Here is a 24,455-nt window from a genome sequence, read left to right as displayed (position 1 = left end):
TTAATCCATCTGAAAGCAGGGGTAATGGACAAAGATGAGGTTTCAGACAACGGATGTTTGGGATGAGGAATTATGGAGCAAGGCGAATGGTATTTATGAAGAAGCATTTGGGAAGCATCACCCGAAAAGCGCCGCTATTATCCGAAATATGTTTGCCAAAGGGCTGTGTTCTCTTCATGTTGTATTTGAAGAATGGGAAGGGAATTCCATTGCAATTGGAATGGCTCTCACCGGAAAGCTAAGTTCCATTCATTCCTTAGTCATTGATTATTTGGCCGTGAAAAATACATATCGCAACAAAGGGATTGGCGTGCTTTTTGTCAATTATCTAAAAAACTGGGCGCAAACTGAAATGGGCTGTGACAGTATGATTTTGGAAATTGAAGTAAGCGATGACCCATTCCATCATCAGCGTCTTAGATTCTGGGAAAAATGCGGTTTTAAGACTACCGATTATGTTCACGACTATAAGGTGGTGCCGGAGCCTTATCAGGCGATGTATCAAAAACTGACTCCTAATTCAAAAATTAGCAGTGATGGTAGGGAGCTATTCAAACATTTGAGTAATTTTCACCGAAAATGTTTTCAAGGTTCAACTAAAAAACTAAAATAAAAGCCGATGATTCCACAGAATGGAATCATCGGCTTCTTTCATATTATTAAGAAGTAAGAGGGAAGGTAAGCATAAATCTTGTTCCTTTTCCTTTTTCACTCTCGACTTTTATTTCGCCCTTCATTGTTTTTATAATATTGAATACAATCATCATCCCAAGACCTGTACCTTCTTCTTTTGTAGTAAAGTAAGGAGTCCCCAGTTTGCTGACTTCATTTGGCGTCATGCCAATCCCGTTATCAATGATATCGATGCAAATTCGATTGCTATTTCGTGAAGCATTGATTCGAAGTTCGCCGCCATTTTGCATTGCTTCGATTGAGTTTTTGATTAAGTTAATAAAGCATTGGCGAATTTTCTGACGATCCCCTAAAATCATACATTGCTCTTCAAGGTCATCTACTTCAATTTTTACTTTATGGGATTTAGCAAAAGGCTTCATCAGGTTGACTGAATACGTCAGTTCTTTTGTTACGTTAATGCTTGTCATACTATCAAGTTCCGGCTTCGTTAGGGCTAGGAACTCATAGATGATGTTTTGAGCACGCCGTAGTTCTTCTAATATATAACCGACATATTCCTTTCGTCTTTCCTTGGAATCCTCATCTTCTAATGCTTCCACAAATCCTTGGGTAATTGTGATTGGATTTTTTACTTCATGAGAAATACTGGCGGAAATTTGTGTTAAAATGCTCATTTTTTCCGCTTTAATCAATTCTTTCCGCATTTGGGCATTGTACTTCATTGTTTCTACTAAATAAACAACGAGCCCCATTGCTAGTCCTTGAATCACAAAAAAACCAATTGAAATTGTTTGAAAATGAAATGGTGTTTGTGAATAAAAATGGGTCAAAAAGATTGTAAAAAAAGCTGAAGTTTCAGCTACTATTACAGCGAGAATGACTTTTTGATATAATTTAATTTTAGAATAAAAATCAATTAGTAATGGCACGCATAATGAAAGTATTGTAATCACGACGAAGCTGATGAAAACACCATCTCCGCCGATAATGAAACGGTAGGCCAGTATCGTCATGAACAGCCACGTGCTGAAAAAATAACCACCATATAAAGCACCTATTATGAGTAATACTTGTCGCAAGTCGAAATGAAACCCTGGGAAAAATTCGATTGGAAAACTCATGCAAACAATAATGGATATCGATAGCATAAAGACAAAACCAGTGTTTTTTAAATTAGCATCAACCCGATCTTTATCAAGCCAAAACATTTGGAAAACAAAGATTGGCAGTAGCATGAACAATACGTTGACAAGGAGCCTCTCTAATTCGTAGCTCATTTGACCACTCCTTTGAAATGTTCACAAAACATTCTATAAAAATACACAAAAAATACACATAATACGATACAACAATTATACAAATTGTGATAATAAGATTCTGTGATTATTATCACAGAGTTGTGGATAAATATCCATGGTAAAATAAAGGTCATAGTACATATGTAACGGGGGAATATCAATGAAAAAAATAAAGACAAACGCGATGCGCATATTAGATAAGGAAAAAATTGATTATCAAATGATGTCATACAGCACGGATGATGGGAAAATTGACGGGGTATCGGTAGCTGAGAAAATTGGTCGAGCGCCCGGTATCGTTTATAAAACGCTGATTACACAAGGGGCAAGTAAAGCGTACTATGTATTTGTGATTCCGGTTGAGGACGAGCTTGATTTAAAGAAAGCAGCCAAAGTAGTAAGTGAAAAGAAAATTGAAATGATACCGGTTAAAGAGATAACAAAAGTATCAGGGTATATACGTGGTGGCTGTTCACCAGTTGGTATGAAAAAATTATTTCCTACCAATATTCATGAAGCCGCACAGTCACTTGAAACAATAATTGTCAGTGGCGGGCAAATTGGCCTTCAGATTGAAATTAGACCTGAGGATTTAGCTAAGTCCGTACAGGCAAACTTTGCCGATATTATAAAATAAACAACATGATCCAATGAGCCTAGTTAGGGCTCATTTTTTTATGCGCAATAATCGTCTGAAGAATACCATATCCTTTTTTTACATAAATAGAGAAAAATTGAAAAGAATAGAAATGTGAAATGAGGTGAGGGTTGAAATGGCGGGAAGATTAATACGAAGAACTTTGAACGATATTTTTCGGAAAACAAATAACAAAAACGAGGGACAATTAACTTCCTCTAGCCAGGAAAATCAAAAACTTACTTCATCGTTACAAGATAATATTCAATGTATAAAAAAGATGGTTGGTTATAGCGCGGATATTGTATTCCGAAATATTGAAATCGGGCAGAAAAATAAAATCAACGTTTGTATCGTCTACACGGATAACCTAACTGATACCATTGCTCTTCAGGAGCTTATCGATTCCCTACTCTATAAACTTGACGAAACCGAAATTACATTGCGCCAACAAAAAAATCATTCACTTCTTACCATTTTAAAGGACAAGGCAGTGAACGTTGCCGGGGTTTCTGAAGCTGCTGATTTTCCTACATTGATAACAAATGTTCTTTCGGGTTATGCTGGGTTATTAATCGACCAAGAAACACAAGCGCTCACCGTGAATATTCCCGGTTTCGAAAAGCGTAGCATCGAAGAACCACAATCAGCAACCCTTATAAAAGGACCACGTGAAGGCTTTTCAGAAGTGTTAGGAGTCAATACATCTTTATTACGGAGAAGAATTAAAAGTGCACAACTATGGATGGAAGCAAAAGAAATTGGCAGAGTCTCGAAGACAAAAGTGATTGTCGCTTATATAAAAGGAATTGCGAATGAAGATGTTGTGAAGGAAGTCCATCAGCGTTTAGACCGAATTAACATTGATGCAATTTTGGAAAGCGGATATGTCGAAGAGCTCATTCAGGATGAGACCTTTTCACCATTTCCGACGATTTTTAATACGGAAAGACCGGATGCAGTGGCTGGGAAACTGCTTGAAGGCCGGGTGGCCATCTTAGTGGACGGAACGCCGTTTGCGATGGTCGTACCGAGCCTTATTGTTGAGTTTTTCCAGGCTAGCGAAGATTATTATATTCGTGCTGACATCGCAACATTACTGCGGGTTTTGCGATTTTTTTGTTTTTTCCTAGCGTTAATTGCTCCTTCACTTTATATCGCTGTCTTAACGTACCATCAGGAGATGCTTCCGGCCACATTATTAATTGGCCTGGCGGCACAACGGGAAGGAGTGCCTTTTCCTGCCTTTGTGGAGGCGTTGATGATGGAGATTTGCTTTGAGATTTTACGGGAAGCGGGTGTACGTATGCCCCGGGCAGTTGGTCAAGCAATGAGTATTGTCGGCGCCTTAGTATTGGGACAAGCCGCCGTTGAAGCCGGACTTGTTTCATCGGCGATGGTAATTGTTGTATCTATTACCGCGATTGCTAACTTTTGCTTTCCGGCAATCAATTTGGCAACAACTGTGCGAATGCTTCGGTTTGGGATGATGACCCTTGCAGCTTTATTTGGATTAATCGGAATTATGTTCGGCTTAATTCTTTTATGTATTCATGTTAGTACGCTTAGGTCTTTTGGGATTCCTTATAGTACACCGATGGCTCCATTTATTTTGCAAGATCAAAAAGATGTATTTTTCCGAATTCCTTGGTGGGGGATGTTCTCTCGTCCGCGTTTAATTAATCAGACGAATATAATAAGGGAACAAAATAATCCAACCCCGAAGCCGGAATCGCGAAATGAGTGAGATGGGATGAAAAAATTCATAAAGATAGTCATGATTATTTCACTGTTGTTATTTCCACTCACGGGTTGTTGGAGCCGCCGCGAGCTTACAGATTTGGCAATAGCAGTAGCATTAGGAATTGATAAGAATGAAAAAGAAGAATTCATTGTATCCGTGCAAATCATTAATCCGGGAGAAACTGCAGCCTCACAAAAAACGGGGGGCTACGATACACCTGTGACTACCTACACAACAAGTGGAGAAATTTTATTTGAAGCACTTAGAAAGTTATCAACAGAAATACCTCGACAGGTGTATCTTTCACAACTAAGGATGATTGTAATTGGTGAAAAAGTAGCGCAGGAGGGAATTTATGATGTCCTTGATTTTTTATCGAGAAATCATGAATTAAGAACTGATTTTTATATTATTGTCGCAAAAGAGCGGACAGCTGAAGAGACGCTCAAAATTCTAACAAGCATTGAAAAAATCCCTGCCAATAAGTTGTTTTCAAGTTTGGAAAAATCGGCAGAGGTTTGGGCAGCAACAGAAAAAATAAGACTGACTGATTTAATGGAGGACATCGTCAGTGAAGGAATCCAGCCTATCTTAACTGGCATTACGATTAAAGGGGACCCACAAAAAGGGCTTACTATCAAAAATGTCGAAACGATTTCACCAGATGCCATATATTCTTACCGAGGGATGGCAGCTTTTCGAAAAAATAAATTAGTCGGGTGGTTGAACGAAGATGAAAGTAAAGGCTTAAACTATATAAGAGACAAAGTTTTGAATACGGTCACTGTCGTTGATATGAATGACGGCAAAGTGGGTGTAGAATTAATACGCGAAAAAACAGAAATCATCCCGCATATAAAAAATAATGATATCAGCATAGAAGTCAAAGTGAACGGAGAGGGCAATATTGGGGACGTAAACACGGAGTTAGATATAATGAATCCTTCTGTCATAGGTGAAATTGAATCAAAAATTAATAAGGATATTAAAGACGTAATCATGGCTACTGTTGAAAAGGTCCAACAGGATTTTAACAGCGATATTTTTGGCTTTGGGGAATGGATCCACAAAGAAAATCCAGAAGTATGGGCCAAAGTTAAATCGGAATGGTTTGATATTTTTCCTGATGTGAATGTATACGTCAACTCCAATATCAAAATTCGCCGATTTGGCACAATTACAAATCCTTTTCATAATGATTTAAGGGAGGAGTAGTTTCCTATGTGGAAAAGCTTAGGAGCGATTCTGATTTATATGGCCATTGCTTGGTTCCATGTCCCACAGTTGAAAAAGGACAAGCTGATTCGAGAAATTTGGATTTTTTCAATTTTAATGTTGTTTGTTGCTACTATTACGGTCCTAAAACTCACAAATGTTCCGTTACCGAGTCCGTTAGATTTGATTACGCTTATTTTCAAACCATTCCTAACATGAAATTTTTCATCGAAAGAGAGGAGCATTCATTTGTTAGAAAAAGGTAGAATCAGCCCTTTTGAGTTAAGCATTTTAACATTATTTTTCACAATTGGGACTACTATTCTGGCCATTCCAGCCGTGATGACCGAAAAAGCTAGCCAAGACGCTTGGCTCTCCTCTCTTATTGCTATTATTCTCTGTGGGCTCTTAACCTATTTATATGTTATTTGTGGGAAGATGATGAAAAGAGAGACGTATGTCCACTATTTGGAAAGAGTTTATGGAAAAATAATTGGAAAAATTATCGGCTTTTCCTATGTCTATTTCGGTTTTATTGGCGCCTGCAGCCTTCTGTTTCAATTCAGCAATTTTGTTACGAGCCAAATGTTAGTGGATACTCCCATTGAAATTCTCAATATCATGCTTGCCATTCTTGTGATTATTGTTGTACGGGCTGGTATTGAAGTCTTGGCTAGAGCAGGGGAGCTTCTCCTGCCATGGTTTTTATTTCTTTTTGTTTCTTTAGTGATTTTTTTACTTCCGCAAATCGATATTGACCGAATCAGTCCATTATATGAAGCGAGTTTTGGCGATCATCTGTCTGCAGTATTAAATTTTTTAGCCTTTGCTGGTTTTCCTTTAGTTATATTTCTAATGTTTTATCCTGGAGCCATCAATCGCCCCGATAAGACGAAATGGAATTTCATCACTGGTACCATATTTGGCAGTTTCGTTGTTGGGGTTCTAGTCCTTTTGTGTATTTTGATTTTCGGTCCTGCAGCTACGGCAAGACAAATGTTTCCGAGTTATGTACTGGCCCGTTCTGTTAGCGTTTTTGACATTATTGAAAGAATAGAAGCGGTCATGGCTGGTATGTGGGTACTTAGCATCTTTTTTAAAACAGCCGTTTATTTTTATGGATGTGTGGTTGGTATGGCAGAGATTTTGGGTGTGAAAAGTTACCACTTTCTCGTTGTCCCAATGGGCCTTTTAACAATCATATTTTCCACAGTAGCTTACCCCAATGTTTCCTATATGACTTACTGGGATAGTAAATATTGGACACCTTATTCGATGGTCATGGGCTTCTTTATCCCATTATTAACTTTGATCGTTGATAAAATTAAAAACCGACTTCAGGTAAAGAAGCATAGTCAAGGCGCTGAAGGTTAAAATAAATTCTGTATTTATATTATAAAAGGGTGGTGAATCTTTTACCATTTACTTTTGAAAAATAACATATGTTAAATAGAAAGGAATAAAATTATGACTAAAGTATTATACATTACGGCACATCCTCATGATGATACACAATCCTACAGTATGGCAGTAGGAAAAGCATTCATAGACACATACAAGCAAGTAAATCCTGACCATGAGATTATTCATATCGATTTATACAAAGAAGATATCCCGCAAATAGATGTGGATGTGTTTAGTGGTTGGGGAAAGCTACGGTCAGGATCGAGCTTCGAGCAATTATCTGCAGATGAAAAAGCAAAAGTGGGTAGAATGAATGAGTTGTCAGATCAATTTATTTCAGGGGATAAATATATTTTTGTAACACCGATGTGGAATTTCTCATTTCCTCCGGTTATGAAGGCTTATATTGATGCAGTAGCGGTGGCCGGAAAAACGTTTAAATACACTGAACAAGGCTCTGTTGGTTTATTAACGGACAAAAAGGCACTGCACATCCAGGCTCGCGGAGGTATTTATTCGGAAGGACCGGTAGCTGAAATGGAAATGGGCCATCGGTTTTTAAACGCGATTATGCAATTTTTTGGTGTACCTTCGTTTGAAGGGATATTTATTGAGGGACAAAATGCGTTACCCGATAAAGCGCAGGAAATTAAAGAAAATGCGGTTGCCCGCGCGAAAGATTTCGCACATACCTTTTAATCATTTCCCATGGAGTCAACAAACTTTGTTGGCTCTTTTCTTCTATAGTGAAAAAAATCATAATATTTTAACACTATATATGTTATGGTAATAATGTTATATAAAAATAAAGAAAGGTTTGTGGGGAAATGGGAGAACTGTTTAATCTTTTAAATTCGCTCCTTGAAGCAGAGCGAGCAGGGGTAAAAACACTGGACTATTTGTTAAAAAATTATAGTTCTGAACAATTAGAGGGACGCTTTAAACATGTAATGGCCGATGAAGCATGGAGCTGTGCTGGTTTACATGATGCTATTGTTCGTGAAGGCGGCATACCAAGCAAGGAAACTGGCGATTTTGCCGAAAAAGTTATGAGTCAGGATACACTTGAGGATAAATTGAGCCTTCTCAATCGAGGCCAAGGATGGGTAGCACGAAAAATAGATGTTGCTTTAACCTATGATATTCAGGATGACACACGTACATTTTTAACAGAAATGAAAAATAAACACCATGAGAATATTGCTGACATGGAGAAGTATTTAAACGAAAATAAATAAATAATGGTAAAAAATATAACAAGCCAAACGATGCCCCATAGTCTGGGTCAAGATTTGGCTTTTTTTATCAGTTTAAGGACGTCTATAGTGCTCTTAGCCTTCCACTTTTTGTGTTGCAAGAAGGTTGTACTGGTCGTCCCATTTACAACGCCATTTGTTTCTCCGTTCCATACGATTTCCTTTATATAAGTGCTTGTACTTTTTCCAATGAATTTTCCATTGAGTTCTTCTAGTTGACCTCATGTATTCTACATCCCCTTTTTAAATTAATTCACTTTTAATACTATTCTAAACTTGTCTTGTCGATTCCTTTGACTAGTTTTGTCGTATCAATAGAGGTTTTGAAAATTGTGATAAAAAAACAAAAATCTAGAGCAAATGACCAGTCACTAATGAAAAAACATCATATTGTAAATTATCAGAGAAAGGAGGAAAGCAAATGTCTGAAAATAATAATAGAAGAAAGCAGGCCATTATTAATGCAGATCGAGTAATCATTAATGCTGATGAGGTGATTGTTATCGAGTCGAATGACAAGAGACGTCATCGCCGAGATGGCGGCAATGTTGGCGCTGCAGGTATGGCTGGTGGGGCTCCAGAATTAGAACACAATGAAGAAAATGTAGCAGGGGCTCAGGAAAATCAGAATCAGACGAGAAGACGTAATCCTTGGTGGTAAGAAAATAAATAAGAAAGGGAGCAACTTGGTGTGCTCTCTTTTTATTTTGTTAATTTTGTAAGAAAAAGAAGGAAAATCAACCATTTTATACGAAAAAGTATAATTATGTGGAATTTAATGACAAAATGTAGTACTATATTGACGGAATTATTTAAAAAATTTTCAAAATGCAGAAAATAATGGTACAGTAATTTTAAAGGATAGGATGATAATATGAATTTTAAACGAAAACTATATCTTGGTTTTGGCTCGGTAATTGTGATTATGATCATTATTGCTGTTTATGGTTTACATGTCATTCAAGAACAAAATCAAAATATTAAGCAGATCGTAAATGACCATTATCAAAAAGTACGTTTGGTGAATATTTTCCAATTTGAAATCAATAACACAGCACGGATGGTGCGGGATGTTATTCTAAAAAACGAGAATACATTTACAAAAGAAGAAGAAAACGCCATCCTCGTTTCAAGAAAAAATACATCGGATGCAGTTGTTTCACTAAAAGAATATGAGAAAGAAAACGGCGAAGCAAAAAAATTGATAGCAAAACTTGATATCTTAAATCAAGAGTATGAACAAGGCTATATAAAAATAAACGAACTGCTAAAGGTAGGGGATAAAGCAGCTGCAACCCAAGTGTTGATTGTTGATAAGAAAGAAGTTCGGGAGGGCCTTATCACAACGATTGCTCAATTAACGGCTATTGAAGAAAAAGCAATGGATGAAGCAGTGGCCAAATCACGAAATTTGTATGAATCCACTCTACAAGGGTTTATTTATCTCGCTGCTGCAGGACTATTAATTGTAATTCTAATCACTTTATGGACAGTAAAAAGCATTATATCTAGAATCAATGGTGTTAATTCCGTTATTTCAAGTGTAGCGAATCTAGATTCAAATAAGCTGCCACGTATTGAAAAAATTTCAAATGATGAAATTGGTGAAATTGCCATTGCTTATAATGGAATGGCAGAATCACTAGAAAATCATATGGAACAAGAAAATGAATTGAAAGAAAAAATGCAATTTGAAGATTGGATTAAAACCCAATTTATCCAATTAACCACGATGTACCAAGGAATACAGGATGTTCAAGCTTTTGCCCGCTTGTTCATTTCTAAAATAACGCCAATTACGGAAGCAAGCTTTGGCGCCTTTTATGTAAAGAGTGAAAATGAGGAAAAGTTCTATAAAATTGCTGCCTATGCTGATGAGTCTTTAGAGGAATCTACAAAGGTCTTTTATTTAGGGCAAGGTTTAGTTGGTCAAGTTGCCCTTGAAAACAAGAGAATTTTACTGGACACATTACCGGACAATTATATAAAGATTAAATCCGGCCTTGGACAAAGCTCACCGAAGCATCTTTATGTTCTGCCAATTTCATACGAAGATAAAGTAATTGCCGTTTTTGAACTAGGGTCGTTTACTCCTTTTGACGAGAATCAATTGCGGTTGCTTGATTTAGTCGTGCAAACAGTTGGCGTTAGCCTCCATAGCATACTTGGTCATATGAAAATTGAAAAGCTGTTGGTGGAATCACAGACTCTTACAGAAGAATTACAAAGTCAATCAGAGGAGTTGCAACAGCAACAAGAAGAATTAAGAATGATTAATGAACAACTGGAAGAACAATATAAAAATTCTGAAGAAAAGACAAAAGAGCTTGAACAGATAAAAATTGATCTTGAAGAAAAAAATCGTCACGTCGAATTAAGCTCCAAATATAAGTCGGAATTTTTAGCAAATATGTCCCATGAGCTTCGTACACCTCTGAATAGTATGTTGATTTTGTCACAGCTTTTGGCAGATAACAATGATAACAATTTATCAAATAAACAAGTTGAATACGCTAGTACCATCCATTCTTCAGGAAAAGACCTGTTGGATTTAATTAATGACATCCTTGATTTATCAAAAATTGAATCTGGTAAAATGGCTGTTTTACCTGAGGAAGTTCTGTTTACAGATATTAAATATTTTGTCGAGCATCAGTTTAGACCGATTGCAAAACAGAAAAATCTAGATTTTGAGATTGTGATTGATGAGAATCTTCCATATGTATTTATTACGGATAATCAAAGACTAAAACAAATTTTGAAAAATTTATTATCAAATGCCTTTAAATTTACGCAAAGAGGGAAAGTAGTTATTGATTTTAAATTATGTAAACAGCGAGAGCCATTCACAAAAGATTATAAGTCCATGGTTGCAATTTCTGTCACTGATACGGGAATAGGCATAGCGAAAGACAAGCAACAATTTATTTTTGAAGCCTTCAATCAAGCTGATGGAACGACAAGTAGAAAATACGGAGGTACTGGTCTAGGTCTTTCAATCAGCAAAGAATTGGCACATTTACTCGGTGGTTATATTGAAGTGGAAAGTTCTCTAGGTAATGGAAGTACATTTACTTTATATCTACCGGAATATGATCTTCACTTAAATAATGAATTAGGTAGAAAAGAAGTTGCTGCAACTGTTATAGAAGCTGCACAATTAATAGAAGAAAAATTAGAAGAGAGATTGGAGGAGAAAGTTTCTGGCCTAGAAAATAAGAAAAGTCAGTCATCGGAGCTCAAAAACATTAAGGAATTACTAGCAGGTAAGAAAGTGCTTCTTGTTGATGATGACATGCGGAATATCTTTTCGTTAACCACTGCACTTGAAACGAACAAAATGATTGTTGAATTTGCTGAAAATGGTAAGGAAGCGATTGAAATCTTGCAAACACAGTCAGACATTGATCTTGTATTAATGGATATTATGATGCCAGTTATGAACGGGTATGAGGCTATCCAAGAGATTAGAAAAATGGATCGTTTCCAAGACCTACCGATTATTGCTCTTACGGCAAAAGCGATGAAAAATGATAGAGAAAAATGCCTTGATGCCGGTGCATCCGACTATATTAGTAAGCCCGTTAATTTAGATCAATTACTTTCATTAATCCGTGTGTGGTTATATCGATGAGGTGGTTAAAATAGAAACGCAATATTTTGAGAGTCTTGATTTGTATGAAGATGAAAGTAATGAATTAGAGAAAACGGAAATAGCTTTGCTGCTTGAAGGAATCTACCGTTATTATGGGTTTGATTTTAGAGACTATGCATATTCCTCTATTAAACGAAGAATCATCCATCGGATGGGCATTGAAAGATTAACGACGATCTCCGCTTTACAGGAAAGAGTTTTGCGGGATGAACAGCTAGTAGGAAAATTATTAAGTGATTTTTCTATTAATGTAACGGAAATGTTTCGAGATCCAAGCTTTTTTAAATATTTGCGTACAGATATTTTACCGGTTTTTAAAAACTATCCACTCATCCGCATTTGGCATGCAGGTTGTTCGTCAGGTGAGGAAGTTTATTCAATGGCTATCATGCTCCATGAGCTAGGGCTGTATCATAAAGCGAAAATCTATGCTACTGATATGAATGAAAGTATTTTGGACAAAGCTCAAAAGGGTCAGTTTCCAATTAATCGGATGCAAGTGTATACGAGAAATTATCATCAAGCTGGCGGGACAAAAGAATTTTCGGAGTATTACACTGCTAGTAATGATGTGGTCACCTTTGACCCTTTTCTAAAGGAAAATATCATTTTTGCACATCATAATTTAGCAACTGACCATTCTTTTAATGAATTTCATATGATTCTATGTAGAAATGTCCTGATTTATTTTAATCAAAAATTGCAAAATCGCGTACAAAAGTTATTTTACGATAGCCTTGGTTTAGACGGCTTCCTTGCTTTGGGAAATAAAGAGGTCATCACTTATACTAACCTTTGGGACAAGTATGCGGAGGTCAATACGACTGAAAAAATATATAAAAAGATCAAGTAATTCATAGTAGATTACTAGATACAATAGGAGTTATTTGAAATGGATAATAATAGAAAAATAAATATTTTATTAGTTGATGACCGCCCAGAGAATCTATTGACGTTAGAAGCTGTACTTGCTTCACCCTCTTATAATTTAATAAAAGCACTTAGTGGGGAAGAAGCGTTAAAACATGTTTTAAAGCAAGATTTTGCGGTCATTTTATTGGATGTGCAAATGCCGGGATTAAATGGATTTGATACAGCCAAACTCATCCGCCAAAGGAAAAGTTCACGGCATACTCCGATTATCTTTATAACAGCTATTAGTCAAGCTGCTGAAAATGTTAATCAAGGCTATGCAGTTGGGGCCGTTGACTATATTTTCAAACCGTTTGTTCCTGAAATTCTTAAAAGCAAAGTTACGGCATTTGTGAAGCTTTATGAGTATCAAGAACAAATCAATGAGCAAAAGCAATTATTATTTAAACGCTCAACTGAGCTGGAAAGTCTTAATGAGAAATTGGGGAAAGCGGAGAAAAAGCTTTTACAGCATAATCTAAATCTTGAAAAAACGGTTAGGGAAAAAACAGAAGAATTGGTACATATCAATCATGATCTGCGCCAATCTCAGGAACGATTCCAGAAAATTTTTGCATCAAGCCCAAGCTTAATTGCAATTCGCTCACTTGAAAACGGCCGTTATATTGATGCGAATGCAAGCTGGTTATTTTATACAGGTTATCTTTATGAGGAGATAATTGGAAAAGAAATGGATGTTTTACAGATTACTCCTGATAACCCAGATGCCCCGAAGGATATTGATTTGCAAAAATCAATCCGAAATGAAAGAATTCGTTATATCACGCAGGATGGAGAGGAACGGATTGGACTTCTATCAACGGAAGCTGCTGTAATCCAAGGGGAAGAGTGTATTATTAGTGTGATTACCGATATAACGGAAAGAGAACAGTTAGAAAAAGAGTTGACCCGATTGGATCGTCTCAACTTAATCGGGGAAATGGCCGCGGGGATTGCTCATGAAGTTAGAAATCCGATGACGACGGTAAGTGGCTTTTTGCAACTTGCAAAATCAAAGCAAGACATCCAGCTTGAATACATTGATTTAATGTTGACCGAGTTAAATCGGGCGAACGAAATTATCAAAGAGTTTTTAACGCTTGCGAAAAACAAAACATCGGATCGAAAGCTGCAAAACTTGAATGATATTATAAATGCACTTTACCCACTTATTCAGGCAGAAGCTGTTTTGTCCAATAAAAATATCTCCCTTGATTTAAGTGATTGCGCGCCTCTGCAATTGGACGAAAAGGAAATACGGCAATTGATATTAAATATTGCCCTCAATGGTCTTGAGGCGATGTCTAATGGCGGTACTTTGACGATTCAAACAGTAAGTGTTGACAATGTTGTCATTCTTAAAATTATTGACGAAGGTTGCGGTATTGACCGCGATACACTAGAAAAGATTGGTACACCATTCTTTACAACAAAAGACACCGGAACAGGACTCGGGTTAGCCGTTTGTTACAGTGTGGCAGCACGCCACAATGCTGACATCTGTATCGAAACAGGCGATGATGGTACAACCTTTTCAATCAATTTTAAAGTAATTTAATATGTAGGGTATAAAAAAGCAACGCTTCCTTTCTGAAAGACGTTGTTTTTTCTTTATTTAATCGTTAGAAATACAATATAGCCTATAAACGAATTCATATGCCCCACATTGAAATATTATTTTTGACAGAGAATCGAAGATTGATATATTCTTAATGAATTTCCACATTAGATTGATTCCCTCCTCATACGAATGCTCTTCGTTGTCAGCGAATATGTATTTGTTAGAAAGAAATTTTATAGGGGAGGAATGAGGCAAATTGAATGGACATATAACAAATGGATTGAATAAGCTTATTGATAAAGTTAAGTATGATCAATCCCCGGACGGGTCATGGGATTATCCATTTGAAATCGGAATAAGCACAGACTGCTATATGATCATTTTATTAAGGATTCTTGAAATTGATGATGAAAATTTGATTAAGCGGCTGACAGAGCGAATTTTAGGGAAGCAAGAGAAAAATGGGGCATGGAAGCTTTATTATGATGAGCCTGAAGGCAATTTGTCTGCTACATTGGAGGCCTACTATGCCCTTTTATTTTCGGGCTATTATAGCAAATTAGATCCACGATTAAGACTGGCGAGGCAATTTGTTCTTTCTAAAGGGGGCTTAACAAAGCCGCATATATTCACGAAAGTGATGTTAGCACTTACGGGGGCTTCCAAGTGGCCGTCATTTTTTTCTCTGCCGATTGAGATGATTTTGCTTCCTCCTTCTTTTCCAATTAATTTTTATAGTTTTTCAGAGTTTGGCAGGGCAAATATAGCGCCGATTTTGATACTCGCTGATAGGAAGTTTAGTGTAAAATTGGAAAAAACTCCTGATCTATCAGATTTATTGACCAGGGACGGTAATGAAGACGAATCCGAATCATTTGGCGATATTGCTTCAGAAGAATGGCGTTCCTTGCATTCTGTTATTCTTCAAGGAATTAAAAGTTTGATTGGATTACCTGGAGATATTCATAAAATGGCAACGGAAGAGACGAAGAAATACATGCTTGCCCGCATCGAACCAGATGGTACTTTCTTCAATTATTTCAGTGCCACCTTCTTAATGATCTTCGCATTATTATCACTAGGTTATTCAAAATCCCACCCCATTATTGTTAAAGCCGTTAAAGGTTTAAAGTCGATGGAATGTGAAATTAATGGGCAGACACATATGCAATACACAACGGCCGATGTGTGGAACACGGCTTTACTTAGTTATGCATTACAGGAAGCAGGAGTATCCCCGTTAGACCCAACGGTTGAAAAAGCAAATTATTATTTATTGAGCCGGCAGCACTACAAGTATGGTGACTGGATTGTCCATAATCCATATGCTTTTCCAGGTGGCTGGGGATTCGCCGATATGAATACGATTCACCCCGATGTCGATGATACAACTGCATCCTTAAGGGCGATTGCCCACAAAGTCCATAATAACTGGAACTTCCGCCAGTCGTGGGAGCGAGGCATTCTGTGGTTATTATCGATGCAAAATGATAATGGCGGTTGGCCGGCATTTGAAAAAAACACAAATAGTAAAATGCTGCAATTTTTCCCGATAGATAAAGCGAAGTATCTCCTAGCCGATCCACCCTCAGCCGATTTAACCGGTAGAACATTGGAGTTTTTAGGGTCATTTACTAATCTTTTGAAAAATCATCCTTCCGTTAAAAGGGCCGTGAAGAGGCTATTTAAAAGCCAGAAAATAAATGGATCATGGTATGGCCGCTGGGGCATTTGTTATGTCTATGGCACTTGGGGAGCGGTTACTGGCTTACGAGCAGTTGGTGTTTCCTCGAGTCATCCCGCTATCGCCAAAGCTGTAACATGGCTGCAAGAAATACAAAATGATGACGGCGGTTGGGGTGAATCATGCAAAAGCGACCAAAATGAAACGTATGTGCCGCTACAAGCGAGTACACTGGAACATACTGCCTGGGCAGTAGATGCTCTGATAGCCGCTAGTGAAAAGCCGACAAAAGCAATCAATAAAGGTATCAAATTTTTATTGGAACATTTAGAAAAGGAGGATTGGACAACAGACTACCCCAAGGGCCAGGGGATGGCAGGGGACTTTTATATTCGTTACCACAGCTACCGCTATATTTTCCCGATGTTGGCGTTGGCACATTATCAAAAGAAATATCCAGGTGGGAAATCCACCCATAATGTTGACAATAATAAAATAATATGATATTTAAAATATAGATTAGCACTCGATTGGGCAGAGTGCTAATCTGTTGCTGTCCAACATGAATTGAAGGACATGCTTTTGAAATGAAAGGGGAGGAAAGTATGACAAAACAACAATTTAAAGCTGAGTCAAAAAGACTTTTAGAAATGATGATTAACTCTATTTATACGCATCACGAGGTGTTTTTAAGGGAATTAATTTCCAATGCAAGTGATGCCATTGATAAAATTTATTATAAGGCATTAACTGACGACACATTAACATTTGACAAAGACAGCTACTACATAAAGGTAACAGCTGATAAAGAAAATCGGCAATTGATCATTAGCGATACAGGGATTGGGATGACAAAGGAAGACTTGGAAAATAACCTTGGTACAATCGCTAAGAGCGGCTCTTTAGCCTTTAAAACTGAAAATGAGGTAAAGGATGGCTATGACATTATTGGCCAGTTTGGTGTGGGATTTTATTCTGCTTTTATGGTAGCGGATGTTGTTACTGTGATTAGTAAAGCATTAGGCAGCGACCAGGCTTATAAATGGGAATCTGAGGGGGCGGACGGTTATACCATCGAGCCGGTAGATAAGGATTCTGTTGGTACTGAGATTATTTTAAAAATAAAAGAGAATACAGAAGATGAAACATATGATGAGTATTTGGATCAGTACCGCTTGAAATCTATTATCAAAAAATACTCTGACTTTATTCGCTACCCAATCAAGATGAATATAACCAGCAGCAGGCCTAAAGAGGGCAATGACAACGAATTTGAGGATTTTACAGAAGAACAGATTATTAATAGCATGGTGCCTATTTGGAGAAAAAATAAAAGTGAGTTAAAGCCTGAGGATTACGAGAATTTTTACGCTGAAAAACATTATGGCTATGATAAACCTATTAAATATATCCATACTAGTGTTGATGGCGCTGTAAGGTATAATGCAATTTTATTTATCCCGGAAAAAACTCCGTTTGACTATTATTCAAAGGAATTTGAAAAAGGGCTCGAGTTATATTCCAATGGCGTCTTAATTATGGAAAAATGCGGAGACCTCTTACCGGATTATTTCAGCTTCGTCAAAGGCTTAGTAGACTCAGAGGATTTGTCGCTGAATATTTCAAGAGAAATGCTGCAGCATAACCGTCAATTAAAACTGATTGCCAAAAATATTAATAAGAAAATTAAGGGCGAGCTGCAAAGCTTATTAAAAAATGATCGTGAAAAATATGAGGAGTTTTATAATTCCTTTGGCCGTCAGTTGAAATACGGGGTATACACTGACTTTGGAACACATAAAGAAGACCTGCAGGATTTATTGATGTTCTACTCTTCAAAAGAGAAGAAGCTTGTAACGCTGGATGAATATGTGTTAAGAATGCCTGAAGATCAAAAGTATATTTATTATGCTTCCGGTGAATCGGTTGAACGGTTGGAAAAACTTCCACAAACAGAATTAGTAGCAGAAAAGGGTTATGAAATTTTATATTTCACCGATGAAATCGATGAATTTGCGATTAAAATGCTGATGACCTATAAAGAAAAAGAATTTAAATCCGTTTCCAGCGGTGACTTAGGAATTGAGCCAGATGAAAATCAAGCAGATGAGGCATCAGAGGCAACTGAAAACAATGAACTATTTGATTATATGAAAGAAATTTTAGCGGGTAAAGTTAAGGACGTCCGGGTCTCTAAACGATTAAAAACACACCCTGTTTGCTTGTCTACTGATGGTGAAGTAACGATTGAAATGGAAAAGATCTTAAGTATGATGCCTAACAACCAAAATATTAAAGTAGACAAGGTTCTAGAAATCAATGTGCACCATAATGTTTTTACATCATTAAAAAATGCATTTGAACAAGATAAAGAGAAGGTTGCTTTATATACAAATCTATTGTATAACCAAGCGCTTCTTATAGAAGGATTGCCAATCAATGACCCTTTCGAGTTTACAAATGATATTTGTAAGGTTATGGTGTGAAATATTATTTAAAAAAACTTTGTGGAAAACAGCCCGAATCTAGTGATAGATTTTCAGGCTGTTTTCTTATGCTTTACATTTTTCTGTAGTAGTATTATGATTAGTTAAAAGAATTTTGCAACACTACTAGGGGTGCCTGAGTATCGGGCTGAGAGAAACGCTGCTGTTTTCAACCCTTGGACCTGATCCGGATAATACCGGCGTAGGAAAGTAGGAACTTTACATACTTTTCTTGTTGGAGATGAAGCTGGATCCTGTTGCGGGGTCTGGTTTTTTTATTGTAAGAAAACATTTAACGGAGAGAATTAGATGGATAAAACGGAAGTAAGCTTATTGCTTGATAGAGTCAGAGAAGAAAAACCGCTTATACATAATATTACAAATATTGTGGTGGCTAATTTCACAGCGAATGGTTTATTGGCGCTCGGTGCGAAACCTGTTATGGCCTCTTCACCAGAAGAAGTGGCGGATATGACCAAAGCTGCCAATGCTCTTGTGTTAAATATGGGAACACTAAGCAGGATTCAACTAGAGGCAATGCACATTTCAGGGAAAACTGCAAACGAGTACGGTATTCCCGTAGTTTTAGACCCTGTTGGTGTTGGGGCAACACGATTTAGAACGGAGTCTGCACAACAACTTCTCCAAAAAATTACTGTGGATTTCATTAGGGGTAATGCTGCAGAGATTGCTAATCTTATTGGACGAAAATGGGAGATAAGGGGCGTAGAGGCCGGTGACACCGCTGGGAATGTGGTTGATCTAGCTATTTTTGCAGCCGAAAAGCTCAAGGCTACTATTGTCGTTACTGGTAAAGAAGACATTATTACTGATGGAACAACTACTTTTCTTGGTCAGAATGGACATCCGCTCTTAACAAAGGTGACGGGAACAGGCTGCTTGTTGTCCGCAGTTATTGGTGCCTTCGGTGCAGTGGAAAGAGACTGTCTAAAGGCTGCAGCAGCTGCACTTACGACCTATGGCATTGCAGCAGAAATCGCAGCGGGAAAAACAGCTGAACTTGGACCAGGTAGCTTCCAAGTCGAGTTTATTAATCAATTATCTTTGATAAATCCTACTCAAATTGAACAATATGGTTTAATTGAGAAAATATAGAGGATTTTTATAATACAAACAAGGGGGATGACATATGGGTAAAACAATGAAGATGACGATGACGGCCATGCTTGTTGCAATTGGTACACTAACAAGCCACTTGTTCTATATTCCACTCGGATTTACAAAAGTATTTCCAATGCAGCATTTTATCAATGTATTGTCAGCTGTACTTTTAGGACCAGGGTATGCAGTGATGCAGGCCTTTTCAGTATCATTAATTAGAAATATGATGGGAACCGGTTCACCATTTGCTTTTCCGGGCAGCATGATTGGCGCTTTTCTAGCTGCTTATTTATATAAAAAGTCAAAAAAATTAACTTTTGCTTTTGTTGGTGAAGTTGTTGGGACTGGAATTTTAGGCGCGATTGTCTGCTATCCAATCGCAAAACTTATTTTCGGGCAGGACGTGGCCTTATTCGGATTTGTACCAGCCTTTTTGGCAAGTTCACTCGCAGGTGCTATATTTGGCATTATTATTTTAAGCATCGTACTTAAAAATTCAGCCTTTAAAACGTTTCAGCAAAATAACTTTAGTGGGAAATAGAATAGTCATGAAAAAATAGAGCTTGGCACTATGCCAAACTCTATTTTTTTAGCTAAAATGCTCTGTATCGGAATAGACAGCAATCATGATGACAGCTTTTCCATCGCCAATGTTTTTTACGAAATGTGGTACACAGGCATTCCAACTAAAGGAGTCTCCTTCTTCAAGAGTGAAAGAATCCTCCCCTTGTACTGCTAGAATTTTTCCCTCAAGCACTAAATGGCATTCAATTCCCTCATGTACATTTGGCTCACCGATTGAAGTCCCCGGAGGAAAATCTACAACCATCATTCGCAAGCCACCTTTTGACGAGAGATGTTCAATTTTTAATTGATTGTGGGATGAATAGGTCCGCGAATCTTTTTTAACCACTTCCATATGTTGTTCTTTTTCCAGTAATAAATAGGGTAATGGCACATCTAAAAAGTTCGCAATCGTTTGCAGCGTATTGATTGAAGGAGAAGTATTGTTATTTTCAACATTGCTAATAAACCCTTTTGAAAGTCCGGTAAATTCACACATTTCTGCAATTGTAATTTTTTTTCTATTTCTTATCGCTCGTATCTTTGACCCGATATCCATTAAAACACCGCCTATTGTGTTTACTAATATAGAACTTATTTATATATTAGCAAAAATGCCGTTGACAATCTATACCCAAACTTGTTATCTTATAAACAACAAATGTTCATATTAAAAAACTAATGTAAAAGGATGAAGAAAATGAGCGCGCCAATGATATATGAACTTCGTCGCCCTAAAAATTACGATCAAAATAAAAAATACCCAGCTATATTTATGATGCATGGGATTGGCAGTAATGAAAAAAATATGCTGTCATTAACAGCCGAGTTAGAAGATAAGTTTTATATTTTTAGTATTCGCGGGCACTTGCCGCAACCACCAGGCTATTCATTTTTTACAATAGAAGCATACGGAAAACCACACCGGGATGTATTTGATCAAGGCATTGATAACATAATAAACTTTATTGATTATGCAACTGAAAACTATAATGTAGACAACAATCACTTGTATTTACTTGGATTTAGCCAAGGAGCCATTCTTGCAAAGACACTTGGTCTCGTATTGGGGAATAAGCTAAAGGGAATTGTTGCCCTTAGTGGCTATATTCCTAAATTTGTAAAAGAAGAATACAACATTATGCCAGTAACTCAGCTTTCTGTATTTATTTCTCATGGCCAATTTGACAACGTTCTGCCATACGAGTGGGGTGTCAAGAGTAGTGAATTCTTTAAAGAGTTAGGTGCAGACGTAACCCTCAAGTCTTATCAGGAGGGACATACCGTCTCAATGCAAAACCACGAAGATTTTGTAACATGGATACTAAATGATTTGCAAAAGTAAACATTTAAAGGGGGAAATCAACATGATGCCATCATTATTCATAGCACACGGATCACCAACATTAGCAATTGAGGACAATGAGTATACACAGTTTTTATCAACTTTGGGACATTCCAGCCCAAAACCAAAAGCCATTATCTTATTTTCAGCGCACTGGTTGTCACCTACCCAAAAAGTAGGTAGTGTTGAAAATTACGAAACAATTCATGATTTTTATGGATTTCCTGAAGAAATGTTTCAAATCGCATATCCAGCGAAAGGAAATAGGGAGATTGCCGTTGAAGTAGTTGAATTATTCAAGGAGCAGGGGATTTCCTTCAGAATAGATGAAACGCGCGGCCTAGACCATGGGGCTTGGGTGGTGCTGAGAATGCTTTATCCAAATGCGGATATTCCAGTCATTTCGATGTCAGTCAACCCAAACCTCTCGCCGAAAGAGCAATACAAAATTGGTCAATCGCTATCAAAATTAAGAGACAAGGATATTTTGATAATTGGAAGTGGGGGTACTGTTCATAATCTACGTGCAGTAAAATGGCGACAACCATTCGGTAATGCCGACCAATGGGCTGTTGATTTTGATAATTGGATTGCTGATTGTATAAATAAGTGGGATCTTGACTCACTATTTCAATATGAAAGGTTAGCTCCAAATGCCGAGCTCGCTGTGCCGCCCCATGGGAATGAGCATTTTATCCCTATTTTTTATGCAATGGGGGTCGCTGACAACGAGAAAAAGGCAAAATTACTTCACCGCAGTTACCAATATGGAAACCTCAGTCACAGTGTTTGGCAATTTGGCTAAAAGCCGAGCATAGACTTTTACCAAGGACAAAAAACAAAAACGATATATTAGCAGTACAACGAGGCTGAACTCTTTATTATGGGTCAGCCTCTTTTTATATTTTTTTCCTCTTATAGAAATTTTCAATATGCATATTAAAAATACCAATTAGTTTAATAGAAAAATGGATGTTATAGTAAGCTCATGCAGAATATTTTGTCAAAACTTGAAAAAGTCACAATTTTTAGTGTTTTATATGGTTATAGTTAATGAAAAAGTCAAGAAACGGGCTGCGCTCCGCTCCTTTTAAAAAGATCAGTTCAATATCACGTGTCAGCGGTGGTTTATCAGCAATCTTAATTTTATAAAGCTTTTGTTGCTTTAGTTCTTCAAGGGCGCATGACTCTGGAAGAAAACTGATGCCAATACCGGACAAGACCATTTGCTTAGCGGTTTCCATACTATCAACTTCTAAAATTATATTTGGATTTAGATGTTTACTTTTAAACAAACCATAGATCATGAGCCAATCAATGGATCCATGTTCAAAAAAGATGAGAGGTTCAGAATGTACATCTTGAAGAGTCACAATTTCTTTATCGATTAAACTGTGGCCCGGATTCACGAAAAGCTCAATAGGGTCTGCAAGAAATGAGACGGGCTCTATATTTGGATGTGTTACGGTACGTGCGATTCCAAACTCAACTTCCTTATTTAAAACTTTTTCGAGTACATCATTGGAGTGTCCTGTCAAAATCTTTACGGACACATCCGGAAATTCTTCTCGAAATTGAACGAGCATGGCAGGAACTAAATGAGCGGCTACGGATGGTGCACAAGCAACATTTAGCTCCGTATGAACAATAGTATTCTTTTGCAAATGAATTTTTGCTTCTTGATAGGTTTGCAGTATTTTTTGGGCATAGGGAAGAAATTGCTTGCCTTTATCGGATAAAGTAAGCTGCTTGCCTTCACGATTAAATAATTTAGTGTTCAATTCCCGCTCCAATGTTTGAATTCTTGACGATACGGATGGCTGGGTAAGATAAAGTGCTTCAGAGGCACGATTAATACTTCCGAGTAGAAAAACATAGACAAATGCTTCGATGTGGTCGATGTTCATGGGTGGATCCTCCAGATAAATTTTGATTTATTACTATTATTTCAAAAGAATACTAGATTTAAAAGATTGGAGATTATAATTATGAGAATATACAGTGAAATCTATGAAATTATAAAAGAGGACGCTGGAAATAGAAATATTATTCCTTTAACGAAAAAAAATACTTTATACCAAGCCGCACAATCTTTATTACAAGCGAAGCATATTGTCATTGTGACTGGTTTTTACATTGAAAGAATGAAAACGGGTGAAACAGATGGTCCATTAGGTGCCGTATTTCTTGCACAAGCCTTAGAAAAACTTGGATTTATAGTAACAATTATGACGAGCCCTTTTAACGAAAATATTATGCAGGCTGCCATCGATGCTTTACAATTAAGTGCTGAGCTTGTTGTGGTGGAGGCGGGGATGGAGACAAAAACTTTTCCAAAAATATTAGCAAACCCAGACATTACTCATTTAGTTGCCCTTGAACAAATGGGTATGGCACTCGATGGTAATTTTTACAACATGGCAGGCATGAGAATCTCAATTCCGGTTGCCCGTTTTGATTCATTATTTGTACAGGCTCGCGAGAAAGGAATTACAACAATCGGCATCGGTGACGGCGGAAATGAGATAGGCATGGGAAGCCTATACTCCCATCTTTATTCTAAACTTGATAAAAAGTGGATTATAAATATTACACCTGTTGACTTTTTAATAACAGCGGGAGTTTCAAATTGGGGAGGCTATGGTTTAGCTGCTAGTTTATCTTATCTGGCCGGACAAACCCTATTACACGATCCAAATGAAGAAAAAAGACTGCTCCAGATTATTTTAGATGCCGGAGCTGTTGATGGAAGAACAAATATGAGAGTTATGTCCGTTGATGGCTTGCCAATTAAAAAGCATATGGAAATTATTGCTGCCCTACATGAAGCTATCGCGGGTATTCATAAAGTTTCTACACAACCATTATAATATTGAAATATACCAAAAAAGGGGCTGTGAATCAGTCTTTTTTTTATTTTTGCATCTGGATTTTGT

Annotated in this window: 23 protein-coding genes and 1 riboswitch; of the genes, 19 read left to right on the top strand and 4 right to left on the bottom strand. The window is 37.2% G+C overall.

Going from position 1 to position 24,455, the window contains the following annotated elements; all coding sequences use genetic code 11:
• Positions 1-34: 34 nt before the first annotated feature.
• Positions 35-613, top strand: a complete 579-nt coding sequence (locus ACNQFZ_RS01180; protein WP_458413541.1) for a GNAT family N-acetyltransferase — start codon at positions 35-37, stop codon at positions 611-613.
• Positions 614-659: 46 nt separating this feature from the next.
• On the opposite strand, the gene ACNQFZ_RS01175 is transcribed toward ACNQFZ_RS01180, so the two are convergent.
• Complete coding sequence (locus tag ACNQFZ_RS01175) at positions 660-1,913, bottom strand: ATP-binding protein (protein ID WP_458413540.1); 1,254 nt, start codon at positions 1,911-1,913, stop codon at positions 660-662.
• A gap of 181 nt (positions 1,914-2,094) precedes the next feature.
• Here ACNQFZ_RS01175 and ybaK point away from each other — a divergent pair, with 181 nt between their 5' ends.
• From ybaK to ACNQFZ_RS01140, 7 genes are all read left to right on the top strand, one after another.
• Positions 2,095-2,571, top strand: a complete 477-nt coding sequence (ybaK, locus tag ACNQFZ_RS01170) for a Cys-tRNA(Pro) deacylase (RefSeq protein WP_458413539.1) — start codon at positions 2,095-2,097, stop codon at positions 2,569-2,571.
• A 136-nt stretch (positions 2,572-2,707) separates the two neighbouring features.
• A complete protein-coding gene (locus ACNQFZ_RS01165) occupies positions 2,708-4,318 on the top strand; it encodes a spore germination protein (protein WP_458413538.1) in 1,611 nt (536 codons plus the stop codon).
• Positions 4,319-4,324: 6 nt separating this feature from the next.
• Complete coding sequence (locus ACNQFZ_RS01160) at positions 4,325-5,530, top strand: Ger(x)C family spore germination protein (RefSeq protein ID WP_458413537.1); 1,206 nt, start codon at positions 4,325-4,327, stop codon at positions 5,528-5,530.
• A gap of 6 nt (positions 5,531-5,536) precedes the next feature.
• Positions 5,537-5,749: a hypothetical protein gene (locus ACNQFZ_RS01155; RefSeq protein ID WP_458413536.1), complete on the top strand. Its 213-nt coding sequence runs from the start codon at positions 5,537-5,539 to the stop codon at positions 5,747-5,749.
• Between the two features lie 30 nt (positions 5,750-5,779).
• Positions 5,780-6,904: a GerAB/ArcD/ProY family transporter gene (locus ACNQFZ_RS01150; RefSeq protein ID WP_458413535.1), complete on the top strand. Its 1,125-nt coding sequence runs from the start codon at positions 5,780-5,782 to the stop codon at positions 6,902-6,904.
• A 93-nt stretch (positions 6,905-6,997) separates the two neighbouring features.
• Complete coding sequence (locus ACNQFZ_RS01145; RefSeq protein ID WP_458413534.1) at positions 6,998-7,633, top strand: FMN-dependent NADH-azoreductase; 636 nt, start codon at positions 6,998-7,000, stop codon at positions 7,631-7,633.
• Positions 7,634-7,761: 128 nt separating this feature from the next.
• Positions 7,762-8,172, top strand: coding sequence for a DUF6306 domain-containing protein (locus tag ACNQFZ_RS01140; protein WP_458413533.1), 411 nt, complete (start codon positions 7,762-7,764; stop codon positions 8,170-8,172).
• A gap of 93 nt (positions 8,173-8,265) precedes the next feature.
• On the opposite strand, the gene ACNQFZ_RS01135 is transcribed toward ACNQFZ_RS01140, so the two are convergent.
• On the bottom strand, positions 8,266-8,415 hold the full coding sequence (locus tag ACNQFZ_RS01135; protein ID WP_458413532.1) for a hypothetical protein: 150 nt from the start codon (positions 8,413-8,415) through the stop codon (positions 8,266-8,268).
• Between the two features lie 196 nt (positions 8,416-8,611).
• Here ACNQFZ_RS01135 and ACNQFZ_RS01130 point away from each other — a divergent pair, with 196 nt between their 5' ends.
• From ACNQFZ_RS01130 to thiW, 8 genes are all read left to right on the top strand, one after another.
• Entirely contained in the window at positions 8,612-8,851 is a 240-nt protein-coding gene (locus tag ACNQFZ_RS01130; protein ID WP_458413531.1) for a hypothetical protein, read from the top strand.
• 213 nt (positions 8,852-9,064) lie between these two features.
• Positions 9,065-11,824 carry a response regulator gene (locus ACNQFZ_RS01125; RefSeq protein ID WP_458413530.1) on the top strand — a complete coding sequence of 920 codons (2,760 nt, stop codon included), beginning with the start codon at positions 9,065-9,067 and terminating at the stop codon, positions 11,822-11,824.
• 1 nt (position 11,825) lies between these two features.
• The gene (locus tag ACNQFZ_RS01120) at positions 11,826-12,698 is read left to right on the top strand and encodes a CheR family methyltransferase (protein ID WP_458413529.1); all 873 of its coding nucleotides are present in this window, start codon (positions 11,826-11,828) and stop codon (positions 12,696-12,698) included.
• 39 nt (positions 12,699-12,737) lie between these two features.
• On the top strand, positions 12,738-14,315 hold the full coding sequence (locus ACNQFZ_RS01115; protein WP_458413528.1) for a response regulator: 1,578 nt from the start codon (positions 12,738-12,740) through the stop codon (positions 14,313-14,315).
• A 259-nt stretch (positions 14,316-14,574) separates the two neighbouring features.
• Positions 14,575-16,506: a squalene--hopene cyclase gene (gene shc / locus ACNQFZ_RS01110; protein WP_458413527.1), complete on the top strand. Its 1,932-nt coding sequence runs from the start codon at positions 14,575-14,577 to the stop codon at positions 16,504-16,506.
• Positions 16,507-16,607: 101 nt separating this feature from the next.
• Positions 16,608-18,488 (top strand): molecular chaperone HtpG, encoded by a 1,881-nt coding sequence (gene htpG / locus ACNQFZ_RS01105; RefSeq protein ID WP_458413526.1) that lies wholly within the window; start codon positions 16,608-16,610, stop codon positions 18,486-18,488.
• Positions 18,489-18,606: 118 nt separating this feature from the next.
• A riboswitch (TPP riboswitch) is annotated at positions 18,607-18,714 on the top strand.
• 83 nt (positions 18,715-18,797) lie between these two features.
• Positions 18,798-19,604, top strand: coding sequence for a hydroxyethylthiazole kinase (gene thiM, locus ACNQFZ_RS01100; protein WP_458413525.1), 807 nt, complete (start codon positions 18,798-18,800; stop codon positions 19,602-19,604).
• A gap of 34 nt (positions 19,605-19,638) precedes the next feature.
• Positions 19,639-20,151 carry an energy coupling factor transporter S component ThiW gene (gene thiW / locus ACNQFZ_RS01095; RefSeq protein WP_458413524.1) on the top strand — a complete coding sequence of 171 codons (513 nt, stop codon included), beginning with the start codon at positions 19,639-19,641 and terminating at the stop codon, positions 20,149-20,151.
• A 48-nt stretch (positions 20,152-20,199) separates the two neighbouring features.
• On the opposite strand, the gene ACNQFZ_RS01090 is transcribed toward thiW, so the two are convergent.
• On the bottom strand, positions 20,200-20,733 hold the full coding sequence (locus ACNQFZ_RS01090; protein ID WP_458413523.1) for a helix-turn-helix domain-containing protein: 534 nt from the start codon (positions 20,731-20,733) through the stop codon (positions 20,200-20,202).
• Between the two features lie 141 nt (positions 20,734-20,874).
• Between ACNQFZ_RS01090 and ACNQFZ_RS01085 the strand changes: the two genes are divergently transcribed.
• Positions 20,875-21,519 carry an alpha/beta hydrolase gene (locus tag ACNQFZ_RS01085; protein ID WP_458413522.1) on the top strand — a complete coding sequence of 215 codons (645 nt, stop codon included), beginning with the start codon at positions 20,875-20,877 and terminating at the stop codon, positions 21,517-21,519.
• Positions 21,520-21,541: 22 nt separating this feature from the next.
• Positions 21,542-22,324 carry a dioxygenase family protein gene (locus tag ACNQFZ_RS01080; RefSeq protein WP_458413521.1) on the top strand — a complete coding sequence of 261 codons (783 nt, stop codon included), beginning with the start codon at positions 21,542-21,544 and terminating at the stop codon, positions 22,322-22,324.
• Between the two features lie 223 nt (positions 22,325-22,547).
• Here ACNQFZ_RS01080 and ACNQFZ_RS01075 read toward each other — a convergent pair whose 3' ends face one another.
• Positions 22,548-23,426 (bottom strand): LysR family transcriptional regulator, encoded by an 879-nt coding sequence (locus ACNQFZ_RS01075; RefSeq protein WP_458413520.1) that lies wholly within the window; start codon positions 23,424-23,426, stop codon positions 22,548-22,550.
• Positions 23,427-23,507: 81 nt separating this feature from the next.
• Here ACNQFZ_RS01075 and ACNQFZ_RS01070 point away from each other — a divergent pair, with 81 nt between their 5' ends.
• Positions 23,508-24,389: a DUF4392 domain-containing protein gene (locus tag ACNQFZ_RS01070; protein ID WP_458413519.1), complete on the top strand. Its 882-nt coding sequence runs from the start codon at positions 23,508-23,510 to the stop codon at positions 24,387-24,389.
• Positions 24,390-24,455: the final 66 nt, after the last annotated feature.

The organism is Schinkia acidoalkalinis (genome assembly GCF_054301215.1).
Note: the sequence above shows the minus strand (reverse complement) of the source record. Positions and strands in the feature narration are given on the sequence as shown.